Below are 19147 nucleotides of genomic sequence, written 5' to 3' on the forward strand. Positions count from 1 at the left end.
TGCTAACCTGATAGGTGTTACATGGCAGGCGCAAAAGAGATTCGCAGTAAGATTGCGAGCATCAAAAGCACGCAAAAAATTACCAGCGCCATGGAAAAAGTGGCGGTCAGCAAAATGCGCAAGGCACAAATGCGCATGGCAGCTAGCCGTCCTTATGCGGAGCGCATCCGCCAGGTTATTGGTCATCTGGCCAACGCCAACCCGGAATATCGCCACCCTTTCATGATCGACCGCGCCATCAAGCGCGTCGGTTACGTTGTGGTGAGCAGTGACCGTGGTCTGTGTGGTGGCTTGAACACCAACCTGTTCAAGGCCCTGGTCAAGGACATGGCGGTAAACCGCGAAAATGGCGTCGAGATCGATCTGTGTGTTGTTGGTAGCAAGGGTGCGGCTTTCTTCCGCAACTTCGGCGGTAACGTCGTAGCAGCTATCAGCCACCTGGGTGAAGAGCCGTCGATCAATGACCTGATCGGCAGCGTCAAGGTGATGCTGGATGCCTACCTGGACGGCCGTATCGACCGTCTGTGCGTGGTGTCCAACAAGTTCATCAACACCATGACGCAACAGCCTACCGTGGAGCAGTTGATTCCATTGGTGGCGACCCCGGATCAAGAACTCAAGCACCACTGGGACTATCTCTACGAACCGGATGCCAAGGAGCTGCTGGACGGCTTGATGGTCCGTTACGTTGAGTCGCAGGTCTACCAGGCGGTGGTCGAGAACAACGCAGCTGAACAAGCGGCGCGGATGATCGCAATGAAGAACGCTACCGACAACGCCGGTGATTTGATCAGCGATTTGCAGCTGGTCTACAACAAGGCGCGTCAGGCTGCGATCACCCAAGAGATCTCGGAAATCGTCGGCGGCGCTGCCGCGGTTTAACGGTTCAAATATTCAGAGGATCCAGCTATGAGTAGCGGACGTATCGTTCAAATCATCGGCGCCGTTATCGACGTGGAATTTCCACGCGACAGCGTACCGAGCATCTACGACGCCTTGAAAGTTCAAGGTGCCGAAACCACTCTGGAAGTTCAGCAGCAGCTGGGCGACGGCGTGGTACGTACCATTGCGATGGGCTCCACCGAAGGCTTGAAGCGCGGTCTGGACGTCAACAACACTGGCGCAGCCATCTCCGTACCGGTCGGTAAAGCGACTCTGGGCCGGATCATGGACGTACTGGGCAACCCGATCGACGAAGCTGGCCCGATCGGCGAAGAAGAGCGCTGGGGTATCCACCGCGCCGCTCCTTCCTTCGCAGAACAGGCAGGCGGCAACGACCTGCTGGAAACTGGCATCAAGGTTATCGACCTGGTTTGCCCGTTCGCCAAGGGTGGTAAGGTTGGTCTGTTCGGTGGTGCCGGTGTAGGCAAAACCGTAAACATGATGGAACTGATCCGTAACATCGCCATCGAGCACAGCGGTTATTCCGTGTTCGCCGGTGTGGGTGAGCGTACTCGTGAGGGTAACGACTTCTACCACGAGATGAAGGACTCCAACGTTCTGGACAAAGTGGCACTGGTTTACGGTCAGATGAACGAGCCGCCGGGAAACCGTCTGCGCGTAGCACTGACTGGCCTGACCATGGCCGAGAAGTTCCGTGACGAAGGTAACGACGTTCTGCTGTTCGTCGACAACATCTATCGTTACACCCTGGCCGGTACTGAAGTATCCGCACTGCTGGGCCGTATGCCTTCGGCAGTAGGTTACCAGCCGACCCTGGCTGAAGAGATGGGCACTCTGCAAGAGCGCATCACTTCGACCAAGAACGGTTCGATCACCTCGATCCAGGCGGTATACGTACCTGCGGACGACTTGACTGACCCGTCGCCAGCGACCACCTTCGCCCACTTGGACGCCACCGTCGTTCTGTCCCGTGACATCGCTTCCCTGGGTATCTACCCAGCGGTAGATCCACTGGACTCGACTTCGCGTCAGCTGGACCCGAACGTGATCGGCCAGGAACACTACGACACCGCTCGCGGTGTACAGTATGTTCTGCAGCGTTACAAAGAACTGAAGGACATCATTGCGATCCTGGGTATGGACGAGCTGTCGGAAGCCGACAAGCAGTTGGTAAACCGTGCTCGTAAGATCCAGCGTTTCTTGTCGCAGCCGTTCTTCGTGGCTGAAGTCTTCACCGGTGCTTCGGGTAAATACGTTTCCCTGAAAGACACCATTGCTGGCTTCAAAGGCATCCTCAACGGTGACTACGACCACCTGCCAGAACAAGCGTTCTACATGGTCGGCAGCATCGAAGAAGCGATCGAGAAAGCCAAGAAACTGTAATCCCAGCGCCCGGTAACGGGCGCTAATTTAGGTTGAGGCAATCAGATGGCTATGACAGTCCATTGCGACATCGTCAGTGCGGAAGGGGAAATCTTTTCCGGCCTGGTCGAGATGGTGGTTGCGCACGGTGAACTGGGTGATCTTGGTATCGCTCTGGGTCACGCGCCGCTGATCACTAATCTCAAGCCGGGCCCGATCCGCCTGATCAAGCAGGGCGGGGAAGCCGAGGTGTATTACATCTCGGGTGGTTTCCTCGAGGTTCAGCCGAACATGGTCAAGGTGCTTGCCGACACTGTGCAACGTGCTGCCGACCTGGACGAAGCCTCCGCTCAGGAAGCCGTCAAGGCTGCCGAGAAGGCTCTGCACGACAGAGGCGGCGAGTTCGACTACGGTGCTGCTGCCGCACGTCTGGCCGAGGCTGCAGCTCAGCTGCGCACCGTCCAGCAGATCCGCAAGAAGTTCGGCGGCTAATCAGCCTCCTGCTTGTTGTGCGATTGATTAAAAAGGGTAGCCTCGGCTACCCTTTTTCTTTTTTGCAATTCACCTCTTGGTCGCAGCCGCTGACCACCCAGGATTGGTAGCCAGTCATGTCTCTAGAAATCGTTATTCTCGCTGCCGGTCAAGGCACCCGCATGCGTTCGGCGTTGCCGAAAGTCCTTCACCCGGTCGCAGGCAACTCGATGCTGGGTCATGTTATCCACAGCGCCCGACAACTTGATCCACAGCGCATTCATGTGGTGATCGGCCATGGCGCCGATGCGGTCCGTGAGCGTCTGGCCGCTGATGATCTGAATTTCGTCCTGCAGGACAAACAGCTGGGAACCGGTCACGCCGTGGCCCAGGCTGTCCCCTTCATCAAATCCGATACCGTGCTGGTTCTTTACGGTGACGTGCCATTGATTGAAGTGGAAACCCTGCAACGCCTGCTGACACAGGTAGTGCCTGGACAGATGGGCCTGTTGACTGTCGAACTCGACGATGCGACCGGCTATGGCCGCATCGTGCGCGACGTTGACGGTAAAGTCGCAGCTATCGTTGAGCACAAGGATGCCAACGAGGCTCAACGCGCGATCCGCGAAGGCAACACCGGTATCCTCGCTGTTCCTGCCGATCGGTTGTCCGACTGGACGAGCCGCCTGTCGAACAACAATGTTCAGGGTGAGTATTACCTGACCGACGTGATCGAAATGGCGGTCAACGACGGTCTGGTGGTGGCCACCGAACAACCCCACGACGCCATGGAAGTGCAGGGCGCCAACGACCGCAAGCAGCTTTCCGAGCTCGAGCGCCACTATCAGCTGCGCGCCGGCCGTCGTTTGATGGCCCAAGGTGTGACACTGCGCGACCCGGCACGTTTCGATGTGCGCGGTGAAGTCACCGTTGGCCGCGACGTGCTGATCGATATCAACGTGATTCTCGAAGGCAAGGTCGTCATCGAAGATGACGTGGTCATCGGCCCGAACTGTGTAATCAAGGACAGTACCCTGCGCAAAGGCGTGGTGATCAAGGCCAATAGTCACATTGAGGGCGCGGTATTGGGCGAGGGCAGCGATGCCGGTCCGTTCGCCCGCCTACGGCCGGGAACGGTGCTGGAAGCACGCGCCCATGTGGGTAACTTTGTGGAGCTGAAGAACGCCCATCTGGGGGAAGGCGCCAAGGCCGGTCACCTGACATATCTGGGGGACGCCCACATCGGAGCACGCAGCAACATCGGCGCCGGTACGATCACCTGCAACTACGATGGTGCCAACAAGTGGAAAACCGTGCTGGGTGAAGACGTGTTCATCGGCTCCAACAATTCGTTGGTTGCGCCTGTGGATATCTCTGCGGGTGCAACCACCGCTGCCGGCTCGACTATTACCTCCAATGTGGATAAGTCTCAGCTGGCTGTTGGCCGGGCTCGCCAGAAGAACATCGATGGCTGGAAGCGGCCGGAGAAAATCAAGAAGGCATGAGTTATCCACAAGCAGTGGATCAGGGTGAGATATCCACAGCCTGATCGACTGGATTCGCGAGCAGCTCGCTCCCACAAGGATTTCGTAGTCCGATGGGAACGAGCTGCCTGCGATGCATTTATCCACAGATCATTTTATCGCTCCGCGCTTGACGAAGTTTCGTTGATAGGTTTTGATTGCTTCCGTTATCTTTCGAATCGAAACTTAGGCGGTCATGTCAAAACGCAACACTCCCCAGCGTCGCCACAATATCCTCGCCTTGCTCAATGAGCAGGGGGAAGTCAGTGTGGATGAATTGGCCAAGCGTTTTGAAACCTCGGAAGTGACCATCCGCAAGGATCTGGCCGCACTTGAAAGCAATGGGTTGCTGCTGCGTCGTTATGGCGGTGCAATCACCATGCCTCAAGAGCTGGTCAACGACCCGAGCCAACCGGTTTCCCAGTACAAGCAAGCCATTGCCCGGGCGGCCGTGATGCGGATTCGCGAGCATGCGCGGATCATCATCGACAGTGGCAGTACCACGGCAGCGATGATTCCCGAACTCGGCAAGTTGCCAGGATTGGTGGTCATGACCAACTCGCTGAACGTTGCCAATGCCTTGAGCGAACTGGAACACGAGCCTGTGCTGTTGATGACGGGCGGCACCTGGGACCCGCACTCCGAGTCCTTCCAGGGGCAGGTCGCCGAGCAGGTACTACGCTCATACGACTTCGACCAGCTGTTTATCGGTGCCGATGGCATCGACCTGGTTCGAGGCACCACGACCTTCAACGAACTGCTTGGCCTGAGCCGGGTGATGGCCGATGTGGCCCGTGAAGTGATCGTGATGGTCGAGTCTGACAAGATCGGCCGGAAAATTCCCAATCTGGAGCTGCCATGGAGCAGCGTCCATACCCTTATTACGGATGATCGCCTGCCCATCGATGCGCGCGATCAGATTCAGGCCCGCGGCATCACCTTGATTTGCGCGGCAGTCAGCCAGGAGAAATAGCATGTGTGGAATTGTCGGCGCGGTTGCGGAACGTAACATCACCGCCATTTTGCTCGAGGGCCTCAAGCGCCTTGAATACCGGGGCTATGACAGTGCTGGTGTTGCGGTATTTACCAACGACAACACGCTTGAGCGTATGCGTCGTCCGGGCAAGGTCAGCGAATTGGAGCAGGCTCTGGAAGCTGAGCCGCTGGCAGGTCGCCTGGGGATTGCCCACACCCGTTGGGCAACCCACGGCGCACCCTGTGAACGCAACGCTCACCCGCACTTCTCCGGCAATCTGGCCGTGGTGCACAACGGGATCATCGAAAACCACGAAGCCCTGCGCGAACAGCTCAAGGCACTGGGTTACGTGTTCACCTCCGACACCGATACCGAAGTGATCGCTCACTTGCTCGATCACAAGCTCAAAGATCTGGTCGACCTGACTGTTGCTCTTAAGGCCACCGTCAAAGAACTGCACGGTGCTTACGGTCTGGCGGTGATCAGTGCTCTGCAGCCTGATCGTCTGGTTGCGGCTCGCAGTGGCAGCCCGTTGGTGATTGGCCTGGGCCTGGGTGAGAACTTCCTCGCCTCCGACCAGTTGGCGCTGCGTCAGGTCACCGACCGCTTCATGTACCTGGAAGAGGGCGACATCGCCGAAATCGGTCGTGACAGCGTGCAGATCTGGGATATCGACGGCAAGGCGGTGGAGCGTGAATCGGTGCAGTACCGTGATGGTGCTGAAGCGGCCGAGAAGGGCGAGTTCCGTCACTTCATGCTCAAGGAAATCCACGAGCAGCCGTCGGTTGTACAACGTACCCTGGAAGGTCGCTTGAGCCAGAACCAGGTACTGGTGCAAGCGTTCGGCCCGCAAGCGGCCGAACTGTTCGCCAAAGTGCGCAATGTGCAGATCGTGGCTTGTGGCACCAGCTATCATGCCGGCATGGTTGCCCGTTACTGGCTTGAAGAACTGGCCGGTATCCCGTGCCAGATTGAAGTTGCCAGCGAGTTCCGTTACCGCAAGGTGGTGGTTCAACCCGACACCCTGTTTGTGACCATTTCCCAGTCCGGCGAAACCGCCGATACCCTGGCGGCCCTGCGCAATGCCAAAGAGTTGGGTTTCCTCGCCAGCCTGGCCATTTGCAATGTCGGCATCAGTTCGCTGGTGCGTGAATCCGACCTGACCCTGCTGACCCAGGCGGGTCGTGAAATCGGTGTGGCTTCCACCAAAGCCTTCACCACTCAACTGGTTGGTCTGCTGCTGTTGACCCTGTCTCTGGGTCAGGTCCGTGGCACCCTTGGCAACGGCGTGGAAGCTGAACTGGTCGAAGAACTGCGTCGCTTGCCCGCTCGCCTGGGCGAAGCCCTGGCCATGGACAGCACCGTGGAAAAAATCGCCGAGTTGTTCGCCGACAAGAACCACACCCTGTTCCTGGGCCGTGGTGCGCAGTTCCCGGTCGCGATGGAAGGTGCACTCAAGCTCAAGGAAATTTCCTACATTCACGCTGAAGCCTACCCGGCAGGCGAGCTGAAGCACGGCCCGCTGGCACTGGTCGATGACGACATGCCGGTGGTGACGGTGGCGCCGAACAATGAGCTGTTGGAGAAGTTGAAGTCCAACCTGCAGGAAGTTCGCGCTCGTGGTGGTCAGTTGATCGTGTTTGCTGACGAGAAAGCCGGTATGAGCAATGGCGAAGGCACCCATGTCATCAACATGCCGCATATCCACGACATCCTGTCGCCGATTCTCTACACCATTCCGCTGCAGCTGCTCTCGTACTACGTCGCGGTGCTCAAAGGCACTGACGTTGACCAGCCACGCAACCTGGCGAAGTCAGTCACAGTGGAATAAGTTATCCACAGTGATGTAAAACCAAAAAATCGCAGCCCAGGCTGCGATTTTTTTATTCATGCCGAGGACATGCCATGGACCGCTTTCAGGAAATGCAGGTGTTCGTTGCGGTTGCCCAGGACCAGGGTTTCTCGGCGGCTGCTCGACGGTTGGGGTTGTCGGCGGCCAGTGTGACTCGGGCGGTGGCGGCGGTGGAAACACGCATTGGCGCGCAGCTGTTGACGCGAACCACGCGCAGTGTGTACCTGACCGAAGCCGGGCAGCGTTATCTGGATGACTGCCGACGGATACTGGCGGACATTCAGGAGGCCGAAGCCTCTGCCGCCGGCAGCCATGCCCAGCCTCGCGGGCAACTGACCATCACCGCGCCGGTGCTGTTTGGCGAGCTGTTCGTCACCCCGGTGATGGTGGGTTTTCTTGAGCGGTTTGCAGATGTCAGCATCAACGCGTTATTGGTCGACCGGGTGGTGGGCATGGTCGAGGAGGGCGTTGACGTGGCGGTGCGTATCGGTGCACTGCCTGACAGCAATCAGCATGCGATCCGGGTGGGTGAGGTGCGTCGGGTGGTCTGTGGCTCTCCCGGGTATCTGCAGCGTCACGGTCGGCCTTTGCATCCGAATGATCTGGGGTGTGCACGGATTGTCGCGACGTCGTCGATTGGACAGCAGCGAAGCTGGTCGTTTACGGCGGCGGGTGAGCCGGTGAGCGTTCGCCTTGAGCCGCGCCTGGTGGTCACGGCCAATCAATCGGCAATCACTGCGGCTGCCTTGGGGTTGGGATTGACCCGGGTGCTGTCCTATCAGGTCGCCACCAAGGTGGCTGCCGGTGAGCTGGAAATCATCCTGAAAGACTTCGAACCGCCACCTTTACCGATCCATGTGGTGTATCAGGGGGGGCGCAAGGCGCCGACGCGGGTCCGCAGTTTTGTCGACTATGCCGTGCAGGCCTTGCGTGAACATCCTGCCTTGCGCAGCTGAGGCTTTATTGCGCCAGATGAAATGATGGATTGTATTTCATGGTCATTCTGTTGTTTTTGGCGGTGGTGGAAGATAGGGTTCCTCGGCGCGGATCTTCCCTGGACTGCGCGATTCATCTACGGAGTCGATCATGCCTGCCATCAAACTCTATCACTTCCCACGCTCAGGCCACGCCCACCGTGTGGAGCTGATGCTGTCGCTGCTTGAGTTGCCAACAGAGCTTATCTTCGTCGATCTGGTAAAAAACGAGCATAAAAAACCGGGTTTTCTTGCGCTCAATGCCTTTGGTCAGGTCCCGGTGATCGATGATCAAGGCGTGGTGCTGGCTGACTCCAACGCGATTCTGGTGTATCTGGCGCAACAGTATGGCAACGGCCATTGGCTGCCCACCGATCCGGTAGGGGCGGCCAGGGTCCAGCGCTGGTTGTCGGTAGCGGCAGGGCCGATTGCCTATGGCCCGGCGACAGCACGACTGATCACTGTGTTTGGAGCGCCCTACAACGCGCAAGAGGTGATCGCACGCTCCCATGCCCTGCTCAAGGTGATGGATCAGGAACTGGCCAGCGATCCCTATCTGGTCGGTGACCAGCCGACCATTGCCGATGTCGCCGCCTACAGCTATATCGCTCACGCACCGGAAGGCAATGTATCGCTGGTGAATTATGCCAACGTGCAGGCCTGGCTGGCGCGGATCGAGGCCTTGCCCGGCTTTGTCGGCATGCCTCGTACTGCAGTGGGTTTGCAATCCGCTTGAAGCGTCAGGCTCGCCGATGACGGGCCCTTCACACTGCGTCAGGTGCGCAGAGGAGTCGCATGATGGAGCGTTCACCCTGGCATGCCGGCGAGCAACAGTTGCAGGCTCACGTGGGGGTTGCCGAGCGCATGGAAGCGTTCGGACGAAAGGTGATCCGCAGTGAAATGCCGGATCAACACCGCCAGTTCTATCGCCAACTACCCTTCATGTTGTTGGGGGCGGTGGATGCCGAGGGAAACCCTTGGGCGAGCATCCTTGAAGGTCCACCGGGTTTCGCCCATTCCCCCGAACCTGCGAGGCTGCAACTCGACAGCCTGCCCACCGCCGATGACCCGGTCCAGTTGCAGGTCGGAGCAGCCATCGGGTTGCTCGGGATCGAGTTACACACAAGGCGGCGGAACCGGATCAATGGCCGAATCAGCGAAATCGACGCGCATGGGGTGAGCGTCACGGTTGACCAGGCCTTTGGCAATTGCCCGAAGTACATTCAATTGCGTCAGTTTCACTCGGTACCCTTGGTGGATCCTTCAACCCGTATCGCCCAGCGTTTCAATGCCCTGGATGACGCCGCCACAGCGATGATTCGGAGCGCCGACACCTTCTTTGTCGCCAGTTATGTGGATGTGGATAACTCACGGGCTGTGGATATCTCCCATCGTGGCGGTCAGGCTGGTTTCGTCAGGGTCGAGGGCAATTGCCTGACCATCCCGGATTTTGCCGGCAACCAGCATTTCAATACCTTGGGCAACCTGCTGCTCAACCCCCGTGCCGGGTTGTTGTTTATCGATTTCACCACGGGTGACCTTTTGCAGGTCAGCGGAGGCACCGAACTCATCCTCGATGGTCCGCAAGTGGAGGCCTTTCAAGGCGCAGAACGCTTGTGGAAGCTGCACGTGCAGCAGATCGTACGACGGCCTGCCGCGCTGGCGTTGCGTTGGCGCTTCGACGGGTATTCACCCAACAGCGTGATGACCGGTACCTGGGACCAAGCGGCCAGGTGAGTTATCCACAGCCCCGGCGACCGTACCTGACGCCGGGGAGGTGCTGATTTTCCGTGCGGTTTCGGCAAGGGAGGAACCGCTGCGGGGGCTGGATTTGTAGATCCAGGGTGTTCAGGCGTAGGACAGCGCTTTCTCTGCCAGTAGTTCCTGATACAGCTCGTTCCACTGACGACCCATTTCGTCGGCGGTAAACAACTGCCGGTAACGGGCTTCTGCCTTGGCTCCCATGGCGGCAGCCTGAGCCGGGTTTTCCCAGAGCGTGCGCATGGCTTCACGAAACGCCGGTGGATTGCTCGGCGGCACCACCAGGCCGGTCTCGCCGTGGATATTGATGTAGCTGGTACCGGTGCCGATTTCGCTGGAGATCATCGGCTTGCCATACATCGCCCCTTCCAGCAGCGAGATGCCAAATGCTTCAGAGCGCAGGTGGGATGGAAAGACGATCGCGTAGCTCAGTTCTAGCACGGCGGCTTTGTCTTCATCATCCAGGCGCCCGACGAAGTGAAGGTTATGCAGTCCCAGCGCGGCGGCCTGGGCGTGCAGTTCGGCTTCCAGGGGGCCTGCGCCGACGATCACGACCGGGTAATCGATGTCTTTGAGCGCCTCGATCAGGATATGCAGCCCCTTGTAGTAACGCATCACCCCCACGAACAGGAAAAAGCGCTCGCCCAGGCGCTCACGCCAACGGGCCATGCGTTCGGTGTCCGTTTTTGGATAGGCGGCCTTGTTCAGGCCGTAGGGAATGACCCGGGTCTTTTCCGGGAAGTTTTTCAGTACGTCGCTGGTGTGCAGGTAGTTCGGCGAGGCCGCGACGATCCGGTCAGCACTGGCCAGAAAACGGCTCATCAGCGGCTGATAGAGTTTGAGCAGGTGCTTTTGCCGGATGATGTCCGAGTGGTACGTGACAACACTGGGTTTGTTCAATCCACTGAGGAAATGCACCACGTCCATGAACGGCCAGGGGAAGTGATAATTGACCACGTCGGCTTCGGCAGCCAATTCACGAAACTGTTTGAAGACGCTGTAGGAGAAACCGGTGGATGCCAGTTGCACATCGAGTCTGGCGCGATGCACCTCGTGCGTCCCGAACGGGATGACCGTCGGTGTCGGGTTGGCGCTTAACGTCAGCACCTGGCTTTCGATACCGTGCTGTGCGCCGCTTTCGCAGAGTTCGAACATGACGTGTTCGATGCCACCAACGGTTTCCGACAAATAGGTTTTATAGAAATGAAGGACACGCATTCAACCTCCCAGAGCCTGGCGATAGGCGCGAGCCGTGAGCATCGCGCAACGATCCCAGGAAAAAAGCTTCGCCTGTTGCAGCCCCGCTTCCCGGCATACCTGCCAATGCGTTTGATCGTCGACCAGACGGGTCATGACGTTGCACAAATCGTGCAGGTCCTCGGGTTCAAAGTAGTTACCTGCAGCTCCCGCGACTTCCGGCATGGCCGAACGTCGAGTCAGGATCACCGGTGTACCGCTGGCCATGGCCTCCAGGACCGGCAGGCCAAAACCTTCATAAATCGACGGAAAAATCAGCGCCCGGGCGCCAGCCATCAGTTGGGCAACCTGCTCATCGGGCAGATACCCCAGCAGGCAGACATGACCACTGGCCAAGCCCTTGCGCAGCTCATCGTTAAGCTGCTGCGCCTTCCAGCCAGCCATTCCGACAACCAGTAACGGAAATTGCTGGCGCACCGCTTCAGGCAGCTCGGCGTGGGCGCGCAATGCCAGAGTGAGGTTCTTGCGCGGCTCCAGGGTTCCGACACACAGGAAATAACCTCGTGGCTCGACCCCGTGGGCTTGCAGTACCGCTTGCAACGATTCATCGGAGCGCGGATGGAATCGCGCAGCCACCCCCAGGGGGGCAACCACAAAGCGTTCTGGCCCAAGGCCGAAGTACGCCTGAGCCTCATCGGCAATGAACTGCGAGTCAGTCAGAATCAGGCTCGCCTGCTTCACACCCTGTTCCAGTCGGCGCTCGATCTCTTTCAAGCGGGCGGCCGGTTGGGTCGAGGGGTAGTGCACGTGGGTCAGGTCGTGCAGGGTAACGATGGTCGGGCCCTTGAACGCCAGTGGCCACAGACTCGGTTCGTGATACAGGTCGATGGTACGGGCACGTCCTTGATCGAAGCGCCGCTGCTCCAGCCAGCGTCGCGCTTGATAGGCACCGGGGATCTGTCGTAGCACGGGGCTGATACGCGAGTAGCCGGGCATCGCGGCCTCTGGCAGGTTTTCGCTCCAACCCCAGCCGTGGAACAACGACAGTTCAACGCCCGGCTGATGGCCAAGCGCATTGACCAGCTCAGCCAGATAATGGCCGATGCCGGTGCGTGGGGCCTGCAGGATCCGGGCATTAAGGGCAATCTGCATGCTGCCTCTCAACCGCCGCCGGGGTTTGGTTCACATGACTCTGGATGCGCTCGATCAGTTGCGCGCTTGCCTCGCGCCAGCCGAGCCACTGCCATTCGCTGACGTTACGCGGTGCCGGAAATGTCCCGGTGGTTTCCATCTGGGTGATCAGATCGACCAGGCTTTGCGGGGAGGCCAGGTCGAAGTACGCCATGAACGGGCCACCGATCTCGCGGAATACCGGAATGTCGCTGCCCATGGCTGGTAAACCGCGTTGCATGGCCTCCACCAGTGGCAAGCCGAAACCTTCGACATACGAGGGGAACACCAGCGACGTGGCGTTGGAATAGGCGTACTCCAGGCTCTTGTCGGTGAGTGAGTTGAACATGAACAGGCGTTTTTCGAGTTCCGGATGTTTGCGGATACGTTCGATCAGCGCGTCGCATTTCCAGCCAATACGGCCGGCAATGCACAGCCGTGCGCGCGAACCCCTGGCCCAGGCAAGCTCGAAGGCATCGAGCAGGTAGGCGTGGTTCTTGCGCGGTTCAATGGTGCTGACCATCAGGAACACCGGGTCCTTACTCTTGAACATCTGCTTGAGCTGCGGCTCGACCCTGGAGGCGTCGTCGCACAGGTCCAGCTCACTGCCCAGGTGGAAGTAATCGAACCAGCGCTGGGCGACCTGTTCGGGCCCGACCCGGCGCAGCATTTCATCACGCACCTGGTCGCGGATGGTCGCGGAAATCGCGACGTAGCCATCGGCCGTTTTGGCGATCCAGTCGAACCAGTCGTTGAACACCCGGACCAGCCCCGCATCGCAAAATTGTGGATGGGTCAGGGGGATCAAGTCGTAGATGACTGACACGATTCCCACGCCATCGCGCTTGAGCTGTTCGGCCAGCGGGAAAAAATCGGCATGCCAGGACGAGTCCAGCAGCACCAGTTGATCGCCTGGTTGGTGCTGAAGCGGTTTGCAGCGCGTAGGAATTTCCTGGCGTTTCAGACAGTAATTGAGAACCCTGATTGGCACACTCAAGGCAGCAAACGCCGCGAGCCGACAACCGACATACAGCACGCGGCGAGCAAAACGGGACTGGCGAAACGGTTGGCGTCGTTCCAGCGTGCGGTGCATCAGCCAGAACTTGTTGGCGATCTGTTCCAGGCGCACGCGCAAGCCCATCAGGTCCAGCTTGGGCACCGACAGTGGCGCCAGGCTTGTGACTTCGTACAGTCTTCCATTGAGCATCACCACCGGAATGCATTCCAGTGCCGCATGCTTTTTCGGCAGCTCGGTGATGACATTGCGAACCACACGCTGGATCCCGGAGTTAGCCTCTGGGTGTTCGAACACATAGGTGCATTCAACCAGCATTCGCGTCATGGGGCGATCTCCGGCGCAATGGGTTCTACAGGTGTCTGTGACGAACGGGAAATGCTGGTTTGCGCCTCCAGCCACGAGCAACCGACGAAGTCTTCCTGGCGGTTGTTGATAACGTGGAACACCAGTCCGTAATCGCGCCATTCGAAATTGCGGTCCAGGTGCGAGTCCAGGCGAGACAGGCTCAGGGCGACGGAGTAGTTGCCCTTGCCCAGGCGCATGGGGAACGCAAAGCGGTAGGTGACCCGCTCGCCGGCGTGCAGGTCCGTCAGTGCCTGATCAAGACGATGGGTATTGATGCCGTACATGGCCTGGCCGAGTCGATCCTTGATCAGGAAACCCAGCACCAGGCGCTCAATGTCTTGCCGTACGTCAACCTGAACTTCCAGCACCATGGGCTGGCCGACTTCGGCGACTTCCACCGGGCGCTGGCGCTGGTCCAGCAGGCGCACACTATGGATGGTTGCTTCACCGGTACCTGAGATGGTTTGTACCTGGCCGTTGGCGAGCATCTCCTGGCGCACGATCTGCCCTTCACGTTCGGCGAGCATGGCGTTGTAGTAGTCCATCACCTCTTCCGGCTTGCCATGCATGGCCATGCGGCCTTTTTCCAGCAGAATGGCGGTGTCGCAGATCGACTGAATGGCCGAACGATCGTGAGACACGATCAGCAAGGTAGTTCCGGCCCGACGAAAGCTGCGAATGCGCTCGAAACTCTTGTGCTGGAAGTAGGCGTCGCCCACCGACAGTGCTTCGTCGACGATCAGAATGTCGGGTCTGCGGGCGGTGGCGACACTGAAGGCCAGGCGCATCTGCATGCCGCTGGAGTAAGTGCGCACCGGGTGGTCGATGGCTTCGCCAATCTCGGCAAAGCCTTCGATTTCCGGCATCAGGGCTTCGATTTCTTCGACCTGCATGCCCAACAACTGACCGGCCATGAAGGCGTTCTGACGGCCCGTGAAGTCCGGGTGAAAGCCCATGCCCAGCTCCAGCAACGCTGCTACGCGCCCTTGCAACTGAATCTGACCGCAGGTGGGCTGGGTCGTGCCGGTGATCATTTTCAACAGGGTACTTTTACCTGCGCCGTTGACGCCGACAATGCCGACCGCTTCACCGGGCTGGATCTCAAAGTCGACGCCTTGCAGTACCCAGTGCAGTTGGTGGCGGGCACGGGTAAAGGGCACCAGCCATTCGAACAGCCGGCTCCAGCGATTGGGGTATTGCTTGTAGGCCTTGCCCAGGCCACTGACGCGTATGTGTCCCATCAGAGCTCATCCACCATTTCACCGACACGCTGGCGGAATAGCCGCAGCCCTATCACACAGAACAGCAGGCCGATCACCAGCAGCGGTGTCAGCGAACTCCAGACCGGCCACTGGTTGTAGAGAAATACGTTCTGGTAGCTGTGCATCAATGCCGTCAGCGGGTTGAGCCCCAGCACGCGCTGGATGCCTTCGGGAAGGATCGACATCGGGTAAACGATGGGCGTTAGCCAGAACCAGAATTGCAGGAATATTCCGAAGAACTGCCCGACATCGCGGAAGAATACGTTCAGTACGCCGAGAATCATCCCCAGCCCTGCCGAGAACATCACTTGCAGCATCAGCAGCGGTACCAGGGCCAGCAAGGCCATACCAGGCAAGCGCCCGCTGATCAGCAGAAACCCCAGGAACAAACCGAGGATGATCGCAAAGTTGATCCCGGCATTGAGCAGCACGATCACCGGCAGGCAGATCCTGGGGAAGCTGATCTTCTTCAGCAGGTTGGCGTTTTCCAGAAACATGCTCTGGCTACGCAGGGTGATCTCGGAGAACAGGCCCCAGGTCAGCAGACCGGCACACAGGTAAACGCTATAGGCCAACCCATCATCCACCCCCGGCAGGCGGGCACGCATGATCTGAGAGAAGATCACCGTGTAGACGATGATCATCGACAGGGGGTTGAGCACGGTCCACAGGGCGCCGAACAGTGAGTTGCGATAACGCGACTGGAACTCGCGCTTGACGCTACCGAGGATGAACCCCCGGTAGCTGCACAGCGAGCGATACAGGTTGAGCAGCATTCAGACCGTCCTGCCGTACTGATCTTCGAAGCGGACGATATCGTCCTCCCCCAGATACTCACCGCTTTGCACTTCAATGATGACCAGGTCGATCACCCCCGGGTTTTCCAGGCGATGTTTGTGTCCGGCGGCAATGAAGGTGGACTCGTTCTTGGCGACCAGATGCGAGCCCGAGCCGTTGTTGGTGACCTTGGCCATGCCTTCGACCACTACCCAGTGTTCGTTGCGGTGGTGATGCATTTGCAGGGACAGTTTGGCCCCGGGCTTGACCACGATGCGTTTGATCTTGAAGCGCGGACCTTCCTCCAGCACGGTGTAGGTGCCCCAAGGCCGGCTGACAGTGCGGTGCAGGCGGTAGCTTTCGTGTTCTTTGTCTTTGAGTTGCTTGACCACTTTGCGCACATCCTGTGCTCGGTCGGCATGGGCGACCAGCACGGCGTCAGCGGTGTCGATGACGATCAGGTTATCCACACCCACGGTCGCGACCATGCGCCCGTCGCTCTGCACGAAGTTGTTGTGGCTGTCGATGAACAGCGCTTCGCCGCTGGCGCGGTTGTTCTGCATGTCGGCGGGAATCAGCGCACTGACGGCACCCCATGATCCGATGTCGCTCCAGTCGAACCCGGCAGGTATCACCACCACTTTGTCGGAGCATTCCATCAAGGCGTAGTCGATGGAGATATCCGTCATCTCGGCGAAATGCGCCAGCGACAACTCCTGTTGCAGGCAGCCGCCGGTCTCGACCGGGGCGCTCACTGCCAGGCATGCATCGGCTTGTTCCAGTAGCTGCGGGGCATGGGTTTGCAATTCCGACAGCAAGGTGCCGACCGAGAAGCAAAACATGCCTGAGTTCCACAGGAAGTTGCCACTTTCCAGGTAGTCGGTGGCGGTCTGCAGATCGGGCTTTTCGACGAAGCGGGCAACCCTGGTGGCGCCCTGGTCATCCAGGTGATCGCCGCGCTCGATGTAGCCGAAGCCGGTTTCCGGGGCAGTCGGGATGACGCCGAAGGTCACCAGATGACCGGCTTCGGCCAGTTTCACCGCATGCTTTACGGCGGCTCTGAAGGCGTCTTCGTTCTGGATCAGATGGTCGGCGGGCATCACCACCATGATGGCTTCGTTACCGTGCAGCGCTTGCAGGGACAGGGCGGCTGCGGCAATGGCCGGGGCCGTGTTACGCCCTACCGGCTCGAGCACGAAGTGGCCGCGATGATGGCCCAGATGGGCATCCTGATAGTGATCCTTGCTTTGAAAGTAGTAGTCACGATTGGTCACGGTGACGATATCGCCGTGAGTGCCCAGCAGCGAGGCCGCGCGCCGATAGGTCTTGCCCAGGAGGCTCTCGCCATCAGGCAGGACCATGAACGGCTTGGGATGATCTTCACGCGAAACCGGCCACAGCCGTGTACCGGCACCGCCGGAAAGAATCACAGGTATCAGCATGGCCTACTCCTTGGCGACGCGCTTCATGTCCGCATCCATCATCATGCGGATCAGGGTCTGCAAATCGGTTTTTGGTTTCCAGCCCAACAGCCGCTGTGCCTTGGCCGGATTACCCAGCAGCACGTCGACTTCGGCTGGGCGGAAAAACGCCGGGTCGATCTTCACGAAGTCACGGTAATTGAGGCCGACATGCTCGAAGGCAATCTGGCACATCTCGCGCACCGTGGTGGTGACGCCCGTGGCGACCACAAAGTCGTCGGCCTTGTCCTGTTGCAGCATCAACCACATGGCCTCGACATAGTCACCGGCAAAGCCCCAGTCGCGCTTGGCATCGATGTTGCCCAGGCGCAGTTCCTGCTGTTTGCCCTGCTTGATCCGGGCGGCGGCGTCGGTGACTTTGCGGGTCACGAACTCGATCCCGCGCAGCGGCGACTCGTGATTGAACAGGATGCCGCTGCTGGCATGCAGGTTGAAACTCTCGCGGTAGTTCACGGTGATCCAGTGGCCATAGAGCTTGGCGACACCGTAAGGGCTGCGCGGATAGAAAGGGGTATTTTCGTCCTGCTGTTCGGCCTGGATCAGGCCAAACATTTCACTGGTCGAAGCCTGGTAGAAACGGGTGTGCGGGCTGAATTGACGGATGGCCTCGAGCAGGTGAGTCACGCCCAGGCCGTCGACGATCCCGGTGGTCACGGGTTGATCCCAGGAGGCCGCGACAAAGCTTTGCGCCGCCAGGTTGTAGACCTCATCGGGCGCTGACTTGATCACCGCGCGCTGCACCGAGCAGGCGTCGGCCATGTCGCCGTCCAGATAATGAATATCACCTTCGACGCCCATTTCGCGCAAGCGCCACCGCGAGTCGCTGCTGCGCCGCGCGACCAGGCCGTAGACCTGATAGCCCTTGTCGAGCAGCAATTTGGCCAGATAGGCGCCGTCTTGACCGGTGATCCCTGTGATCAATGCACTTTTTGTCATTCTTGTAGTACCCGTGACGTCCAGTCGGACAGGATCGCCCGCAAGGATTGTTGTGTTGTAAGTTCTGGTGCCCACCCTGTAGCCTGGTGCAGCTTGGCATGGTTGCCACAGACACGACGCTGCTCTGCACGGCGAAGGCGCGCAGGGTCTTGAATCAGTTGCATATCGACCTGGGCCAGATCGGCCAGTTGCTCGATCAGGCCACGGATACTCTGCTCGACCCCGGAGCAGATGTTGTAGACCTGCCCGGGCACGCCGCGTGCCAGCAATGCGAAGTAGGCGGACACCACGTCGCTGACATCGAGAAAATCGCGTGTCACATCGATGTCGCCGACCTCCAGCTCAGGCACTTGCAGGCCCTGTTTGATCCGGCAGATCTGTCGTGCGGCGCTGGCGATCACGAAGCTCTCTGCCTGCCCGGCACCGATGTGGTTGAAGGGGCGGGCGACCATGACCGGCCAGCCTTCGGTCATGCCCCATTGCAGGCACAGCATTTCCGCCGAGAGCTTGCTCACGGCATAGGGGTTGCGCGGGCAGGGTGGCTGATGTTCGTCGATCGGCAGGGCGCTCTCGCTGACCTGGCCGTAGACATCGCCGGAACTGACATACAGGAAGGTACCGTTGAAGCCACGCGCCTTGAGCGCTTGCAACAGGTTCAGCGTACCCAGCAGGTTGACCTCAAAGGTGTTGGCCGGGTCACGAAAGGCTTCGGGAACGAAGGTCTGGCCCGCCAGATGGATTACTGCGTCAGGGCGCTCTGGCCACAATCCCTCGAGGCTGTTTGGCTCACGCAGATCGTAGCGAGAGGCGACGGGCAGCAGTTCCCAGCCTGAATCGGTAGCGTTCAGGCTCGATTGGATGTGACGGCCTACAAATCCCTTAAGGCCTGTAACGAACAGACGCTTTTTCAAGCAGTAGCCCCCAAGTAGGCAAACTTCGGCAATCCCCCAGTCTTTGCTGGCTAAAACCGGAAAGCAGTGCTGCTTTCTCAGGAAAATCGGGTATGCGAAGATTTTGTTGTAGTTGTTTGGACGTCAATCTGTGCCAATTGCGCGGCAATTTCAACAGGTCCGAACGTGACTGGTGAGTTCTCATCAGAGTAGCCTGATTTATTCTCGTGCAGCTGTTCACGAATCCCC

The 19147-nt window shown here is 59.1% G+C and carries 16 protein-coding genes and 1 pseudogene; 9 read left to right on the forward strand and 8 right to left on the reverse strand.

Annotated elements, in window-relative coordinates; translation table 11 throughout:
- Nucleotides 1-21 precede the first annotated feature (21 nt).
- From atpG to CKW29_RS16595, 9 genes and pseudogenes are all read left to right on the forward strand, one after another.
- Complete coding sequence (atpG, locus tag CKW29_RS16555; RefSeq protein ID WP_095146196.1) at nucleotides 22-882, forward strand: F0F1 ATP synthase subunit gamma; 861 nt, start codon at nucleotides 22-24, stop codon at nucleotides 880-882.
- Between the two features lie 27 nt (nucleotides 883-909).
- Nucleotides 910-2286, forward strand: coding sequence for a F0F1 ATP synthase subunit beta (gene atpD / locus CKW29_RS16560; protein ID WP_095146198.1), 1377 nt, complete (start codon nucleotides 910-912; stop codon nucleotides 2284-2286).
- Between the two features lie 45 nt (nucleotides 2287-2331).
- Complete coding sequence (locus tag CKW29_RS16565; RefSeq protein WP_095146200.1) at nucleotides 2332-2757, forward strand: F0F1 ATP synthase subunit epsilon; 426 nt, start codon at nucleotides 2332-2334, stop codon at nucleotides 2755-2757.
- A gap of 116 nt (nucleotides 2758-2873) precedes the next feature.
- Nucleotides 2874-4241, forward strand: a complete 1368-nt coding sequence (gene glmU / locus CKW29_RS16570; RefSeq protein WP_095146202.1) for a bifunctional UDP-N-acetylglucosamine diphosphorylase/glucosamine-1-phosphate N-acetyltransferase GlmU — start codon at nucleotides 2874-2876, stop codon at nucleotides 4239-4241.
- Between the two features lie 214 nt (nucleotides 4242-4455).
- Nucleotides 4456-5232, forward strand: coding sequence for a DeoR/GlpR family DNA-binding transcription regulator (locus tag CKW29_RS16575; protein ID WP_095146204.1), 777 nt, complete (start codon nucleotides 4456-4458; stop codon nucleotides 5230-5232).
- 1 nt (nucleotide 5233) lies between these two features.
- Nucleotides 5234-7066: a glutamine--fructose-6-phosphate transaminase (isomerizing) gene (gene glmS / locus CKW29_RS16580; RefSeq protein WP_095146205.1), complete on the forward strand. Its 1833-nt coding sequence runs from the start codon at nucleotides 5234-5236 to the stop codon at nucleotides 7064-7066.
- Nucleotides 7067-7140: 74 nt separating this feature from the next.
- Entirely contained in the window at nucleotides 7141-8043 is a 903-nt protein-coding gene (locus tag CKW29_RS16585; RefSeq protein ID WP_095146207.1) for a LysR family transcriptional regulator, read from the forward strand.
- A gap of 130 nt (nucleotides 8044-8173) precedes the next feature.
- Nucleotides 8174-8797, forward strand: a complete 624-nt coding sequence (locus tag CKW29_RS16590) for a glutathione S-transferase family protein (RefSeq protein ID WP_095146209.1) — start codon at nucleotides 8174-8176, stop codon at nucleotides 8795-8797.
- A gap of 62 nt (nucleotides 8798-8859) precedes the next feature.
- Nucleotides 8860-9789: pseudogene (locus CKW29_RS16595) on the forward strand (pyridoxamine 5'-phosphate oxidase family protein); the annotation flags it as partial.
- Nucleotides 9790-9909: 120 nt separating this feature from the next.
- Here CKW29_RS16595 and CKW29_RS16600 read toward each other — a convergent pair.
- The 8 genes from CKW29_RS16600 to CKW29_RS16635 are packed head-to-tail and all read right to left on the reverse strand — an operon-like array spanning nucleotide 9910 to nucleotide 18919.
- The gene (locus CKW29_RS16600) at nucleotides 9910-11040 is read right to left on the reverse strand and encodes a glycosyltransferase family 4 protein (RefSeq protein WP_095146212.1); all 1131 of its coding nucleotides are present in this window, start codon (nucleotides 11038-11040) and stop codon (nucleotides 9910-9912) included.
- Nucleotides 11041-12171 carry a glycosyltransferase family 1 protein gene (locus CKW29_RS16605; protein WP_095146214.1) on the reverse strand — a complete coding sequence of 377 codons (1131 nt, stop codon included), beginning with the start codon at nucleotides 12169-12171 and terminating at the stop codon, nucleotides 11041-11043.
- Nucleotides 12155-13531 carry a glycosyltransferase family 1 protein gene (locus CKW29_RS16610; protein WP_095146216.1) on the reverse strand — a complete coding sequence of 459 codons (1377 nt, stop codon included), beginning with the start codon at nucleotides 13529-13531 and terminating at the stop codon, nucleotides 12155-12157. The genes CKW29_RS16605 and CKW29_RS16610 overlap by 17 nt, the downstream gene beginning before the upstream one ends.
- Nucleotides 13528-14793, reverse strand: coding sequence for an ABC transporter ATP-binding protein (locus CKW29_RS16615; protein ID WP_095148835.1), 1266 nt, complete (start codon nucleotides 14791-14793; stop codon nucleotides 13528-13530). The genes CKW29_RS16610 and CKW29_RS16615 overlap by 4 nt, the downstream gene beginning before the upstream one ends.
- On the reverse strand, nucleotides 14793-15590 hold the full coding sequence (locus CKW29_RS16620) for an ABC transporter permease (protein ID WP_095148836.1): 798 nt from the start codon (nucleotides 15588-15590) through the stop codon (nucleotides 14793-14795). The genes CKW29_RS16615 and CKW29_RS16620 overlap by 1 nt, the downstream gene beginning before the upstream one ends.
- Nucleotides 15591-17033 carry a mannose-1-phosphate guanylyltransferase/mannose-6-phosphate isomerase gene (locus tag CKW29_RS16625; RefSeq protein WP_095148837.1) on the reverse strand — a complete coding sequence of 481 codons (1443 nt, stop codon included), beginning with the start codon at nucleotides 17031-17033 and terminating at the stop codon, nucleotides 15591-15593.
- A gap of 3 nt (nucleotides 17034-17036) precedes the next feature.
- Nucleotides 17037-18008, reverse strand: a complete 972-nt coding sequence (gmd, locus tag CKW29_RS16630) for a GDP-mannose 4,6-dehydratase (RefSeq protein WP_095146224.1) — start codon at nucleotides 18006-18008, stop codon at nucleotides 17037-17039.
- The gene (locus tag CKW29_RS16635; protein ID WP_095148838.1) at nucleotides 18005-18919 is read right to left on the reverse strand and encodes a GDP-mannose 4,6-dehydratase; all 915 of its coding nucleotides are present in this window, start codon (nucleotides 18917-18919) and stop codon (nucleotides 18005-18007) included. The genes gmd and CKW29_RS16635 overlap by 4 nt, the downstream gene beginning before the upstream one ends.
- Nucleotides 18920-19147: the final 228 nt, after the last annotated feature.

The organism is Pseudomonas sp. Irchel s3a18, assembly GCF_900187535.1.
In the GTDB taxonomy this organism is placed as follows: domain Bacteria; phylum Pseudomonadota; class Gammaproteobacteria; order Pseudomonadales; family Pseudomonadaceae; genus Aquipseudomonas.